This window comes from Aminobacter aganoensis (assembly GCF_014206975.1).
Classification (GTDB): Bacteria; Pseudomonadota; Alphaproteobacteria; order Rhizobiales; family Rhizobiaceae; genus Aminobacter; species Aminobacter aganoensis.
In genome coordinates this window covers 35,919-49,395 of sequence record NZ_JACHOU010000017.1, presented here as the reverse complement: position 1 = coordinate 49,395, position 13,477 = coordinate 35,919, and the positions used below count along the sequence as shown (strand labels likewise).

Here is a 13,477-nt window from a genome sequence, read left to right as displayed (position 1 = left end):
TCCCTCCTTGTGGGGGAGATGGCCGGCAGGCCAGAGGGGGGTGCGAAGGAATACGAGTCTCTTGGTTAGCGCTTCACCAAACCCACTCGCCCTGCCCCAGCGCCGCCGCTGCACCGACGATCCGCGTGAAGCTGGCGCGTGCCCGCCCGACGCTGTGGCGGGCGCGGAGATAACCGTGCACCAGCCCCGGCTCCTCGAACCAGAACGCCTTGCCGCCGGCAGCGACAATGCGCTCGCCGTAGGCCTCGCCATCTGACGACAGCGGGTCGCATTCGGCCGTGATGATCACGGTCGGCGGCAGGTTGGCGAAATCGGCGTCGGCCAGCGGCGACAACGTGATGTCGCCGATACGGTCCTCGCCGCCGGTGCGGATGTCCTTGTAGAAGTCGAGGTCTCGGATCGTCAGCATCGGCGCCTCGACGTGGCGGACATAGGAACCGCGCGTGCGGTCGCCGCCTAGGCCGGGATAGACCAGCAGTTGCCCGGCCGGATACCGCTTGTGGCCGCGCGTTGCATGGCTGACGGCAGCCGCGATGTTGCCGCCGGCGCTGTCACCTGCAAGCACGATCGGCTGGCGGTATTTGTCGATTGCCCATTCGAACGCCGCCATGGCGTCGTCGAATGCGGCGGGATGCCTGTGTTCGGGCGCCAGCCTGTAGTCGACCGAAACGACCTCGTAGCCGGTGCGCCCGCACAGCTCGGCGCAGACGTCGTCATGGCTGTCGAGCCCGCCAAGGATGAAGCCGCCGCCATGAAAATAGAGCACCACCGCCTCCGAAGACTGTCCGGCCATCCGATAGATGCGGATCGCCACGTCGCGCCCCGAAGCCGCGATTGCCGTCGTCTCGGCCGAAACGCCCGCGGGATAGCCGGCGAAGAACTCCCGGCACATGCGGTCATAGATCTCGCGCTGCTGGGCGATCGTGTAGTCGATGGTATCGGGCGGATAATAGGAACTGGTCCGCTCGATGAAGGCCCAGGTCTCGGCGTCGATGAGTTTGGTGTAGTCGGTCATTGGCTCTCCCTTACCCTCCCCCTTGTGGGGAGGGTCGATCCGCGCAGCGGAGCGGGGTGGGGGTCCTCAAGCTCACACCTAGCCACCCCCACCCCCGACCTGCGGTCGGACCCTCCCCACAGGGGGGGGGGGGGGGGGAGGGTAAGTGCCCGGCCAAACGCCCTACTTCCCCTTCCACACCGGATCGCGCTTCTCGGCAAACGCCTTGAAGCCCTCGAGATTGTCCTCCGAGGCGTAGAGTTCGTCCACCGTGGGGAATTGCCGCTTGGTGATGCGGTTCATGGTTTCCTGGAAGCCCATCACCTCGGCCGCGCGCGCCACCTCCTTGATGGCGGCAAAGACCAGCGGCGGGCCGTCTGCCAGCAGGCGGGCGATCTCCCAGACGCGCTCCTCCAGCTTGTCGGCCGGCAGCACCTCGTTGACCAGGCCCCAGCGATGCGCCTCGGCGACGTCCATCCAGCGGCCGGTCAGCAGCAGGTCCATCGCCACGTGATAAGGAATGCGCTTGGGCAGCTTGATGGTCGCGGCATCCGCCAGCGTCCCGGCCTTGATCTCGGGCAGCGCGAAGCTCGAATGCTCGGAGGCATAGATCAGGTCGCAGGACAGCGCCAGCTCGAAGCCGCCGCCCACCGCCATGCCGTTGACGCAGGCGATGACCGGCTTGTTGAGGTCGCGCAGTTCCTGCAACCCGCCGAACCCGCCGACGCCATAGTCGCCGTCGACCGCATCGCCGTTGGCGGCAGCCTTCAGGTCCCAGCCGGCCGAAAAGAACTTTTCCCCCGCCGTCTTCACGATGGCGATGCGCAGGCCGTCATCGTCACGGAAGGCCTTGAAGGTCTGCCCGAGCAGCCGCGACGTCGCGAGGTCGATGGCATTGGCCTTGGGCCGGTCGAGCGTGACTTCGAGGATCACGCCTTCCCTGCGGGTTTTCACGACGTCGGACATTTTTTCCTCCATTGCGCCTTGTCCAGCCTAAGCCCGGACAACCTTTAAAGACCGTCGGCCAGAATCGCCCCTCACCCTTACCCTCTCCCCGTGAAAGACGGGGAGAGGGAGGCGTCAACCTAGCGGCCAGCCTCCTTCTCCCCGTCCTTCACGGGGAGAAGGTCCGGCAGGGGATGAGGGGCCATTTGAAACGACCAGCAGCGCGTCCGCGATCCAAGCGCCCTGCCCTTCACCACAGACGATCAGCGGGTTGATGTCGAGTTCCTCGATCGCATCGGCATGATCCGAGACGAAGCCGGCAATTGCCATGATCGCATCGATGGCCGCCACGACATCCGCTTTGGCACGACCACGATAGCCGTCGAGCAGCGGATACATCTTCAGTCTCTTGAGCGCCGCCTCCACCTCGTCGCGCGAGGCAGGCAGCAGCAGCGTGGCGCTGTCCTTGATCAGTTCGACCAGCACGCCGCCCGTGCCGATGGTCATGACCGGGCCGAACAGCGGGTCCCTGGTGACGCCAACGATCAGCTCGGCCACGCCGCCTGAGATCATCTTCTCGACATACAGGCCGGAACCGAGTGGCAGCAGGGCCGCGGCTGCGGCTCGCACGTCCTCGCTGGTCATCAGATTGAGCCTGACGGCGCCGAGTTCACTCTTGTGGGCAACGCAGAGCGCCTTGAGCGCGACAGGATAACCCAGCGCCTCGGCTGCCACGATGGCCTCGGCCACGCTCGCCGTGCGGCGGCCGGCTGGTACGGCAAGGCCGGCATTGCACAGCAGGGACTTGGCGGCGGCTTCGTCGAGCTGGGTATCCTCCCCCCTCGAGGGGGAGGTGCCCGCGAAGCGGGTGGAGGGGGTAGTCTCAGAAGGCACCGCCAAAGCGGCGCGCACGACCCCACCCCGATCGGCTCCGCCGATCGACCCTCCCCTCAAGGGGGAGGGATTGCGCCGCCACGCCTCGCCGATCGCCGCCGCAGCCTCCGCCGCGTCCATCGCCTCCGCAATCCCCTGCAACGGCACGATGCCGCGCGAAAACAGATCCGCCGCGTGCTCCTCGGTCAGGTTCTCCGACATCGACGCCACCACGGCACCCCGCGCCCCATTGGCCTTCAGCGCCGCCTCGAAGGCGCGCACGGTCGGCCACCAGTCGGCGTCCGAGCAGCGGTCGTTACGCGGGAAGTCGAGCACCAGCAGGTTGAGGTCGAAGCCGCCAGAGGCCATCGCCGTGAAGGTGGTCGTCATCGCCGGCTCGTCGTTCCAGATGAAGGTGTGGTAGTCGAGCGGATTGGCGACCGCCACGAAGGCCCCGAGCGTCGACTTTATCCGCGCATAGTGCTCGGGCGCCAGCGCGGGGAAACGCAACCGCCGGCCTTCGGCGCTATCGGCCATGACCGACGCCTCGCCACCGGAGCAGCTCATCGACGACAGCGTGAAACCGGGCAGCGGTCCTACCGCATGCAGCAGCTTCAGCGTCTCGAGCAGCGACGGGATAGTGTCGACGCGGGCGATGCCGAGCCGCTTGAGAAAGGCGTCCGAGGCGGCGTCGGAGCCGGCAAGCGACGCCGTGTGCGAGATCGTTGCCTTGCGCGCCTGCTCGGAGCGGCCGACCTTCATGGCGACGATCGGCTTGTTCAGTTCGCGCGCCCGCACAGCCAGCCGCTCGAAGCCGTAGACAGTGTCGAAGCCTTCTATGTGCAGGCCGAGGCAGGACACACGCTCGTCCTCGATCAGCCCCAGCGCCATCTCGGACAAGCCGGTCTGCGCCTGGTTGCCCGCGGTCATCAGGAACGCCACCGGCAGGCCGCGCTTCTGCATGGTCAGATTGCAGGCGATGTTGGACGATTGCGTGATGATGGCGACCCCGCGTCCGCCGGGCGCGAGCCTCCGGCCACCGTGCTGGTCGGGCCACAACAGCGCGCCGTCGGCATAGTTGATCAGGCCGTAGCAGTTGGGCCCGATGACCGGCATCGCGCCAGCCGCCGTCACCAGTTCGGCCTGCAGCCGTTCGCCGTCGGCATCGTCGTTGCCGGCTTCAAGGAAACCCGAGGCAAAGCAGATCGCCCCGCCCGCGCCGCGCGCGGCAAGTTGCGCAATCACCTCGATGGTCAGGAAACGGTTGACGCCGACGAAAGCCGCGTCGGGCGCACCGGGCAGCTCGGCCACCGAACGGAAGGTCCTGATACCCTCGACCTCATCCCTGGTCGGATGCACCGGCCAGATGTCGCCGGCAAATCCCATCTTCAGGCACTGTTTGACGACGGCCGCCGCCTGCGAACCACCGAACACGGCGATCGACTTCGGCCGCAGCAGGCGCTCGAGCCGCGCCCGCCCGGCAGGCTTCGGGGTGGGGGTGTCAGAAGTCGAGCAAGACATTGTTTCACCCCCACCCGGCCCTGCGGGCCACCCTCCCCACAAGGGGGAGGGTCGAACCTGAAAGCAGCCGCATCATCCGCCCACCGCCCTGAGCAGCGCGCGCGAAATGATGTGCCGCTGGATTTCCGACGTGCCTTCCCAGATCCGCTCGACGCGGGCGTCGCGCCAGATGCGCTCCAGCGGCAGGTCGTCCATCAGGCCCATGCCGCCATGGATCTGGATCGCCTCGTCGGCGACGAAGGCCAGCACCTCGGTGGCCTTCAGCTTGGCCATCGCCATGTCCTGGTCGGTGACGGTGCCCTGGTCGTATTTCCAGCCGGCCTCCATCACCATCAGCTCGGCGGCCTTGAGCTCGGTCGCCATGTCGGCGAGCTTGAACGACACGCCCTGGAACTTGCCGATCTGCTGGCCGAACTGCTCGCGCTGGGCGGCATATTCGATGGCGTGGCCGAGCGCGCGTTCGGCACGGCCGAGGCAGGTGGCACCAACCTGCAGGCGAGTCGCGCCGAGCCAGCTGTTGGCGACCTCGAAGCCCTTATGCACCTCGCCCAACACCTGGCTCGCCGGCAGGCGGCAATCGTCGAACTCCAGCACCGAATTGGTGTAGCCGCGATGCGAGACGTTGCGATAGCCATCGCGCACGGTGAAGCCCGGCGTGCCCTTGTCGACAAAAAACGCCGTGATCTTCTTGCGCTTGCCACGCGGCGTGTCTTCTTCGCCGGACGCCATGAAGACGATGGCAAAATCGGCGATGTCGGCGTGGCTGATGAAATGCTTGGTGCCGTTCAGCACCCAGTCGCTGCCGTCCTGGACAGCACTCGCCTTCATGCCGCGCAGGTCGGAGCCCGCGCCCGGTTCGGTCATGGCGAGGCAGTCCGACTTTTCGCCGCGAATGCAGGGGAAGAGATACTTCTCGCGCTGCTCCGGCGTGCCGGCGAGCAGGATGTTGGACGGCCGCGCCACGCAGGTCCAATGCAGCGCATAATTGGCGCGGCCAAGCTCCTTTTCGTAGAGCAGCCAGGTCAGCGTATCGAGCCCGGCGCCGCCGACATCCGCCGGCATGTTGGCGGCATAGAGCCCGGCGGCAATCGCCTTTGCCTTGATCTCCTCGATCAGCTCGCGCCGCAGATGCCCGGTGCGCTCGACCTCCTGCTCATGCGGGTAAAGCTCGTTCTCGACGAAGGCGCGCGTCGTGTCGACGATGAGCTGCTGTTCCTCGGACAGACCGAAATGCATCGTCTCAGCCCTTCTTGGCGGGCTTTTTCGCCGCCTTCTTCACCGGCTTCGCTGCCTTGGCCTTCTCCGCGGCCTTCGAAACCTTGGGCTTGGCCTGCGCCGCCAGCTGCTTGGTGTAGTCCCTGTACAGCGCGCCAGCGCCCCAGCCCTTGCCCTTGTTCTGTTTCGACAGCGCGTCCATGATCGCGACGAGATTGTCGTCGCGGATCTTTTCCAGCTCGCGGATCGACCATTTCGACGACTGGTCGTCGGACTGGCCGGCGATCAGGTCGACAAGCTCGTCGTTGAACTCCGGCACGTCCATCAGCTTGGTCCACGGCCATTTCAGGCACGGGCCGAACTGGGCCATGAAGTGGCGCATGCCAGCTTCGCCGCCGGCGATGCGATAGACCTGGAACATGCCCATCTGGGCCCAGCGCAGGCCAAAGCCGTAGCGCATGATGTCGTCGAGTTCCTCGACCGAGCAGATGCCATCCTTGATCAGCCACAGCGCCTCGCGCCACGCCGCCTCCAGCAGGCGGTCGCCGACGAAGGCCTCGATCTCCTTGCGGATGACCACGGGCTTCATGCCGATGGAAGAATAGATCTCCTTGGCAACCTCGATGGCCTCGGGAAACGTCTGGGCGCCACCGACGATCTCGACGATGGGCAAAAGGTAGACCGGGTTGAACGGGTGTCCGACCACCAGTCGCTCAGGGTGCTTCTTCATCGCCACCTGCATGTCGGACGGCTTGATGCCCGAGGTCGATGAACCGATGATAGCGTTGGCGGGTGCGTGCATGTCGATCTCGGCCAGCACCTTGTGCTTAAGGTCGAGCCTCTCGGGCACGCTTTCCTGGATGAAATCGGCGTCTGCCACCGCCTCGGCAATGGTCTTGGCATAGGTCAGTTTGCCCTCTTTGGGCAGGCCTCCCGGCACCATCTGCTTGTAGGCACGCCGCGCGCCCTTCATCACCTCGCCGACCTTGCGCGACGCCTCCGGGTCGGGATCGAAGATCGACACGTCGATGCCGTTGAGCAGCAACCGCGCCACCCAGCCCGCGCCGATCACTCCGCCGCCAATGGCGGCTGCCTTGGAAATTGTGCTCATGAACAGCCCCTCCCGGCAGATTTGAACTTGCGGTGATCAGGCGGCCAGCGGCGCGCGTTTGACGAGGTTGAGCTTCTTGCGCACCTCTTCGGGCCCGATAACCCGTGCGCCCAAGGTCTCGACCACTGTCACCGCTTTCTCGACCAGTTGCGCGTTGGTGGCGAGTACGCCCTTGTCGAGCCAGAGATTGTCCTCGAGGCCGACGCGTACATTGCCGCCAGCGAGAACCGCTGCCGCCGCATAGGCCATCTGGTTGCGGCCGAGCGAGAAGGCCGAGAAGGTCCAGCTCTTCGGCACGTTGTTGACCATCGCCATGAAGGTGTTGAGGTCGTCGGGCGCGCCCCACGGCACGCCCATGCACAGCTGCACCAGCGCGTCGGGCGCCAGCACGCCCTCCTCCACCAGCTGCTTGGCAAACCACAGATGGCCGGTGTCGAAGGCCTCTATCTCGGGCTTCACGCCCATCGCCGTCATCATGCCGCCCATGGCGCGCAGCATGCCGGGCGTGTTGGTCATGACATAGTCGGCCTCGGCGAAATTCATCGTGCCGCAGTCGAGCGTGCAGATCTCCGGCAGGCACTGGCGTACATGCTCGACGCGGTTGGTGGCGCCGCCCATGTCGGTGCCGGCCTCCTTCAGCGGCAGCGGGCTCTCGACGCCGCCAAACACCATGTCGCCACCCATGCCGGCGGTCAGGTTCAGGACCACGTCGACATTGGCCTCGCGGATGCGCTCGGTCACCTCGCGGTAGAGATGGATGTCGCGGCGCGGCTTGCCGGTCTCGGGGTCGCGAACATGGCAATGAACGATCGCAGCACCCGCCTTGGCCGCTTCGATGGCCGAGTCGGCGATCTGCTTGGGCGAGCGCGGCACCAGATGGCTGCGATCCTGCGTGCCACCGGACCCGGTCACGGCACAGGTAATGAAGACCTCGCGGTTCATTTCGAGCGGCATCGCATTTCCTCCCAGTCAGCAAATCCGGGCAGATCATTGCGCCGCTTGCGTCAGCTTGTTTTGCGTTTTACGAAAGCCAAATGGCAAAAAGCGAAAAGCCGACAATCTTTCGCGAGGAGCGCTCTCCGCTCACGGTGACGATGCTCGTCTTCTCCGGCGCGTCCATCATGTGCGTGGCGTCGGCCGTCGACCCGTTGCGCGCCGCCAACCGGGTGGCTGGCGAAACACAATTCGACTTCCGGCTGGTCTCGGCCACCGGCGAGCCGGCGATCACCACCTGCGGCCTGCCAGTTGCGGTCTCGGGCGCCTTCGACCCCGAAGAGGCCTGCGACGTGCTGATGGTCATCGCAGGCTTCGGCACGCAGGGTTATGCAACGTCGAAACTGCTCGGCGGCATCAGGCGTTGCGCCCGCCAGGCCCGTGCGACGGGCGGCATCGAAGCCGGCACATGGCTGGTCGCCAGAGCTGGTCTGCTCGAAGGCCGCGCCGCCACCACCCACTGGGAGGACATGGAGGATTTTGCCTCAGCCTTCCCCGAGGTCGAGGTCCGCCCCGACCGCTACATCATCGACGGCCCGGTATTCACCTCGGGCGGAGCCGCACCCACTTTCGACCTGATGCTGCATCTGGTGCGCTCGCGGCTCGGCATGGCGACCGCGCTCGATGTCGCCAGCGTTTTCATCTACGACCAGTCGCGCGCCGCGACCGATGCGCAGCCGCTGGTCTCGCTCGGCCGCCTCGACGGCTACGACCCGCGCCTCGCCCAGGCGATCCGGCTGATGGAAGCGCATGTCGACCAGCCACTGACGATCGCCGCCATCGCCAAACGTGCCGGCGTCACCGCACGCACGCTCGAAAGCATCTTCCGCGCCTCGATCGGCGAAACGCCCGGCGCCTATTATCTGAGGCTGAGACTGAACGCCGCGCGAAGGCTGGTGGTCGACACCCGCGTCAGCATGGCCGAGGTGGCGGAGCGGACGGGCTTTTCTTCGGCTGCCGCCTTCTCTCGCAGCTTCTCGCGGGCCTTCGGCACGGCACCTGTGAGGATGCGGCGGGGGTGAGCCCACGCTCGAACATCTCGGAGCAGGGAGTACCCCCACCCTCAATCCCTCCCCACAAGGGGGAGGGAGGCTTTGCCTCGGGCCATGCGATCCAATGGGTGAGAACATCTTGCTTGGCGTGGACGGTGCCGATCCCCTCCCCCTTGTGGGGAGGGGTAAGGGGTGGGGGTCTCCGAGCTATGACCGAAGCAAGCAGCGCTCAGCGCCGATGAGCCAATATCCACTCGACCGCCGCCGCAAGATCGTCGACGACGGCGCTCGGATGCGGCGCAAACCGGCTTTCGTCGCCGGCACGATACTTTCCGGTCCGCACCAGCAGCCCGGCGCCGATCCCCGCCCTCAACGCGCCAGCGACATCGCTCTCCGCATCGTCGCCGACCATCACCGCTTGCGCCGGCAGGCAGTCCAGGCCGGCCAACGCCGCATGGAAGAAGTCGCGTGCGGGCTTGCCGAGCACCGTCGCCTGCTTGCCGGCCGCGAATTCGAGCGCGGCAACGAAAGCGCCGGCATCGAGGCTGAGCCCACCATCGGCGTCCTTGAAGGTGCGGTTGACGGCGAGTGCCAGAAACTCCGCGCCATCTATCAGCTGCCGGAAGGCGGCGTTCATCGCCGCATAGGTGAAGGCCTCGGCGGCATCGCCGACCACTACGGCCTTCCTGTCGCCGAACCTGTTGCCGGCAAACTCAGGCACGAGGTCGGGATGCACGAGAAGATGCGGCGCACAGCCTTCGCGGGCGAGCCATTCGATCGCGGCACGTGCCGGCGTGAACAGCTCGTCGCGACCAACGACAATGCCGAAACCGGCGAGCTGCGCGATGATCGCATGATGCGGCGAACGTGTCGTGTTGCTGACGAAGCGGATCGGCAACCCCTCGGCGCGAAGCCGCGCAATGGCCGCGACAGCGCCAGGAATCGGCGTTTCGCCGTCATAGACGACGCCCGAGAGATCGAGCAGCACCGCGCGTATCATGACACGAGCATGGCGGAGCCTGCCGCGCGCGTCAAACCGTCAGCGATCAGGCGGCACGGCGTTCACTGCCGATGCGCGATCGCATGCTTTCGGCGAGCACGGTTTCAAGGCGCAGCGCCACTGCCCGGCTCCACTCATCCGACAGCTGCGTCTCCACGATGGGAGGCAGCGCCATCAGCCGATCGACGATGGAATTGGTCAGCGAACGGTCGAGCAATGCCTCGATCTCCGGTTCGCGCGTATCTGTGAAAGTCTTTTGTTCCCGTCTCATGGCGCCGTAACTCACTGATTCGACGGGCGTCTTGAGGGCGAGAAAGAGGCAATTCGGCGGCAAGGGAGAAAGCTTCTCCCCCTCGCCGAACGGTTGCCTGGATCAGACGTAGCGGTTGACGACGTTTTCCAGATGCTCCTGCCGGCCCGACTTCGGCTGCGGCTCGATGCCATCGGCCACCACGCGCGCCGCAATCTGCTCGAGGCTGCGCTCGCCCGCCAGCATCGCCCTGGCCTCAGCCGAATTCCAGCCGGCGTAGCGCGCGTCGAGTGGGCCCGACAGCGCCTTGTCCTCGATCATTTTCGCCGCGGCCTTCAGGCCACGGGCGCAGGCGTCCATGCCGCCGATATGGGCGACCAGCAGGTCCTCGGGATCGAGCGACTGGCGACGCAGCTTGGCATCGAAATTGGTGCCGCCCGTCTTGAAGCCGCCGCCCAGCAGCACCTGGTAATAGGCCAGCGCCATTTCCGGCACGTTGTTGGGGAACTGGTCGGTGTCCCAGCCCGACTGGTAGTCATTGCGGTTCATGTCGATGGAGCCGAAGATGCCGAGCGCGTTGGCGGTCGCCAGCTCGTGCTCGAAGGAGTGACCGGCCAGGATCGCGTGGCCCTGCTCGATATTGACCTTCACCTCCTTCTCCAGCCCGTACTTCCTGAGGAAGCCGTAGACGGTGGCGACGTCGTAGTCGTACTGGTGCTTGGTCGGCTCCTGCGGCTTCGGCTCGATCAGGATCGTGCCGGTAAAGCCGATCCTGTGCTTGTAGTCGACGACGAGGTTGAGGAAGCGGCCGAGCTGGTCGAGCTCGCGGCCCATGTCAGTGTTGAGCAGCGTCTCATAGCCCTCGCGTCCGCCCCACAGCACGTAGTTCTCACCCTTGAGCCGCTTGGTGACGTCGATGCAGTGCTTCACCGTGGCCGCCGCATAGGCAAAGACATCCGGGTCCGGATTGGTCGCGGCACCGGCCATGAAGCGGCGGTTGGAAAACAGGTTCGCCGTGCCCCACAGCAGCTTGACGCCGGTCTTTGCCATCTTGGCTTCGAAATGGTCGGCGATCTCGTCAAGACGCTTTGCGCTCTCGGCAAAGGTCGCACCCTCGGGCCGCACGTCGGCATCGTGAAAGCAGTAATAGGGAACGCCCAGCAGCGAAAACAGCTCGAAGGCGACGTCGGCCTTGAGCTTGGCATTCTCCATCGTCTCGCCAAACCAGGGCCGCTCGAACGTCTGGCCGCCGAAAGGATCGCCGCCAGGCCAGGCAAATGTGTGCCAGTAGGCAACCGCGAAGCGCAGATGGTCTTCCAGCCTTTTGCCCAGCACCACCTCGTCGGCATTGTAGTGGCGATAGGCCAGCGGGTTGGTGCTGTCGGGGCCTTCGTAGCGGACAGGCTTGATGTCGCCGAAATAGCCGGTGCTCATGGCAGAACTCCTTTCAGTGAGTACGCATCGCCGCCCCGGACCAGGCGGTCGCAGAAATTCCGAATTCGATTACCTCAGGCGTAATTGGTTCCAGCATGCACTGCTGCGAGAAAGGTCGCGTCAACCAGGACGAAACAGACGGAGAGCAGACATGACCGACTACACCGCCATCGCAGAAGACTACATCGCAGCCTGGAACGAGACCGACGCCGACGCCCGCAAGGCGCTGGTCGAAGCCGCCTTCACGTCCGACGCAACCTATCGCGACCCGATCATGGCGGGCGACGGCTACGGCGGCATCGACGCGCTGATCGCCGGCGTGCACGGCCAGTTCCCCGGCTTCCGCTTCAAGCTGAAGGGCAAGGCCGACGGCTTTGGCGACAACATCCGCTTCTCCTGGGGCCTTGGCCCGGACGGTGCGGAAGCCGTGATCGAAGGCAGCGACTTCGCCACCCTCAAGGACCACCGCCTGAGCGCCATCACCGGTTTCCTCGACAAGGTGCCGGGCTGATCGAACATGCCGGGCGTTCACATCGTCCCCCGGATCGCCGGATAGAGCTTGCGGTAGCGCTGGTAGGCCTCGTCATAGGCGCCTGCCAGCGCCGCCACCGGCTCGATGGTTTCGGCTGTCGCCGGCGGCGTGCAGACCTGATGCGGGTCGGCACCTTCGGCAGCGATCAGGCCAAGGCGCGCGGCACCGAAGGCAGCGCCAAAATCGCCATCGGCGGGAATGTCGACCGGCACGCCAAGGGCCGTGGCGATCGATTTCAGCCAGTAGCGCGAGCGCGAGCCGCCGCCAATGGCAGTCACGCGGGTCAGCGTGGTTCCGGCGGAAGCCAATGCCTCAAGGCTGTCGCGGAAGGCGAAGGCGACGCCCTCGAGCACGGCCTGGGTCAGCCCGGCCCGGTCGATCTCATGCGCGAGGCCGGTGAAGGCGCCGCGGATCGCGGCATCGTTGTGCGGGGTCCGTTCGCCCGAGAGATAGGGCAGGAACGTCACGCCGCTGGGCGCACGCAGTTCGTCGCCGATCTCGCGCGTCAGTTCGGCCGCATCCTTGCCTGATATGTTGCTCAGCCAGTTCAGCGAATCCGTCGCCGACAATATGACACCCATCTGGTGCCAGGCATTGGGCAGCGCATGGCAGAAGGTGTGCACGGCACTTTCCGGATTGGGCAGGTAGGCGCCGTTGGCGGCAAACAGCACGCCAGAGGTGCCGAGCGACACGAACGCAGCACCCGGCTGAACCGTGCCCATGCCGCAGGCCGAAGCAGCATTGTCGCCGGCCCCGCCGGCGATCACCACGCCCTGCCCCATGCCCCATTTCGAAGCCAGTTCGCCGCGCAACGTGCCTGCCTTGTCGGTACCCTCGACCAGCGACGGCATGTGCTCAATGCCGAGGCCGGTGGCGGCCAGCAGTTCCGGCGACCAGCGCCGCGCCGCGACGTCGAGCCAGGAGGTGCCGGCAGAGTCTGACATTTCGGAGATGTATTCGCCCGCAAGCCAGAGCCGCAGATAGTCCTTGGGCAGCAGCACCTTGGCCACCTTGGCGAAGATGTCGGGCTCGTTGGCCTTCACCCAGGCGAGCTTGGGCGCGGTGAAACCGGGGAACACGATGTTGCCGGTGATCTCTCGGAAGCGCGGATCGGCATCGAGCGCGGCTGCCTCGGCAAAACTGCGCGTGTCGTTCCACAGGATGCAGGGCCGCAGCACCGTGCCCGAGGCGTCGAGCAGCGTCGCGCCATGCATCTGGCCCGACAGGCCGATGCCGCGCACGGCGGCGATTTCCCCGGGATGTGTTGCCTTGAGCTCGGAGATTGCCTCTTCGGTTGCGCGGATCCAGTCGGCCGGGTCCTGCTCGGACCAGCCGTGATGCGGCCGCGACACGTCGAGCGAACCATGGCCGGAGCCGATGATCTTCTGGTCGGCGTCCATCAGCAGCGCCTTCACGCCTGACGTGCCGAGATCGAGCCCGAGATACATGCCAGTCCTCCCGAATGAGCGACGCGGACGCGAAGCGTCCATCCTCTCACGTCATTGGCCGGCCTTCATCGCCAACAGGCAGAAACGGCCAGGGCCATCGTCCCGTTCCTCCGACGGACGCTGCTTATTAGCAAACATTCCGGGGTCGGGTCGACATTTATTTCGGAAC

Annotated in this window: 12 protein-coding genes; 2 read left to right on the top strand and 10 right to left on the bottom strand. The window is 65.8% G+C overall.

Features of this window, described 5'->3' with window-relative positions; translation table 11 throughout:
* Positions 1 to 73: 73 nt before the first annotated feature.
* The 6 genes from GGR00_RS22855 to bcoG form a co-directional block, all read right to left on the bottom strand.
* Entirely contained in the window at positions 74 to 1,015 is a 942-nt protein-coding gene (locus GGR00_RS22855; protein WP_184701339.1) for an alpha/beta hydrolase, read from the bottom strand.
* Between the two features lie 162 nt (positions 1,016 to 1,177).
* On the bottom strand, positions 1,178 to 1,960 hold the full coding sequence (locus GGR00_RS22850; protein WP_184701337.1) for a carnitinyl-CoA dehydratase: 783 nt from the start codon (positions 1,958 to 1,960) through the stop codon (positions 1,178 to 1,180).
* Positions 1,961 to 2,074: 114 nt separating this feature from the next.
* Positions 2,075 to 4,333 (bottom strand): acetate--CoA ligase family protein, encoded by a 2,259-nt coding sequence (locus tag GGR00_RS22845; protein ID WP_184701335.1) that lies wholly within the window; start codon positions 4,331 to 4,333, stop codon positions 2,075 to 2,077.
* 72 nt (positions 4,334 to 4,405) lie between these two features.
* On the bottom strand, positions 4,406 to 5,569 hold the full coding sequence (locus tag GGR00_RS22840) for an acyl-CoA dehydrogenase family protein (RefSeq protein ID WP_184701333.1): 1,164 nt from the start codon (positions 5,567 to 5,569) through the stop codon (positions 4,406 to 4,408).
* 4 nt (positions 5,570 to 5,573) lie between these two features.
* Entirely contained in the window at positions 5,574 to 6,659 is a 1,086-nt protein-coding gene (locus GGR00_RS22835; protein WP_184701331.1) for a carnitine 3-dehydrogenase, read from the bottom strand.
* A 36-nt stretch (positions 6,660 to 6,695) separates the two neighbouring features.
* A complete protein-coding gene (bcoG, locus tag GGR00_RS22830; protein WP_184701328.1) occupies positions 6,696 to 7,613 on the bottom strand; it encodes a 3-dehydrocarnitine:acetyl-CoA trimethylamine transferase BcoG in 918 nt (305 codons plus the stop codon).
* 80 nt (positions 7,614 to 7,693) lie between these two features.
* Here bcoG and GGR00_RS22825 point away from each other — a divergent pair, with 80 nt between their 5' ends.
* A complete protein-coding gene (locus GGR00_RS22825) occupies positions 7,694 to 8,674 on the top strand; it encodes a GlxA family transcriptional regulator (RefSeq protein WP_184701326.1) in 981 nt (326 codons plus the stop codon).
* A 199-nt stretch (positions 8,675 to 8,873) separates the two neighbouring features.
* On the opposite strand, the gene GGR00_RS22820 is transcribed toward GGR00_RS22825, so the two are convergent.
* The 3 genes from GGR00_RS22820 to xylA form a co-directional block, all read right to left on the bottom strand.
* Positions 8,874 to 9,632 carry a TIGR01458 family HAD-type hydrolase gene (locus GGR00_RS22820; RefSeq protein WP_377865421.1) on the bottom strand — a complete coding sequence of 253 codons (759 nt, stop codon included), beginning with the start codon at positions 9,630 to 9,632 and terminating at the stop codon, positions 8,874 to 8,876.
* 58 nt (positions 9,633 to 9,690) lie between these two features.
* Positions 9,691 to 9,915, bottom strand: coding sequence for a hypothetical protein (locus tag GGR00_RS22815; RefSeq protein WP_055980324.1), 225 nt, complete (start codon positions 9,913 to 9,915; stop codon positions 9,691 to 9,693).
* Positions 9,916 to 10,017: 102 nt separating this feature from the next.
* Positions 10,018 to 11,328: a xylose isomerase gene (gene xylA, locus GGR00_RS22810; RefSeq protein ID WP_055980063.1), complete on the bottom strand. Its 1,311-nt coding sequence runs from the start codon at positions 11,326 to 11,328 to the stop codon at positions 10,018 to 10,020.
* 151 nt (positions 11,329 to 11,479) lie between these two features.
* Here xylA and GGR00_RS22805 point away from each other — a divergent pair, with 151 nt between their 5' ends.
* On the top strand, positions 11,480 to 11,839 hold the full coding sequence (locus GGR00_RS22805; RefSeq protein ID WP_055980065.1) for a nuclear transport factor 2 family protein: 360 nt from the start codon (positions 11,480 to 11,482) through the stop codon (positions 11,837 to 11,839).
* A gap of 17 nt (positions 11,840 to 11,856) precedes the next feature.
* On the opposite strand, the gene xylB is transcribed toward GGR00_RS22805, so the two are convergent.
* Entirely contained in the window at positions 11,857 to 13,308 is a 1,452-nt protein-coding gene (gene xylB, locus GGR00_RS22800; RefSeq protein ID WP_184701322.1) for a xylulokinase, read from the bottom strand.
* Positions 13,309 to 13,477: the final 169 nt, after the last annotated feature.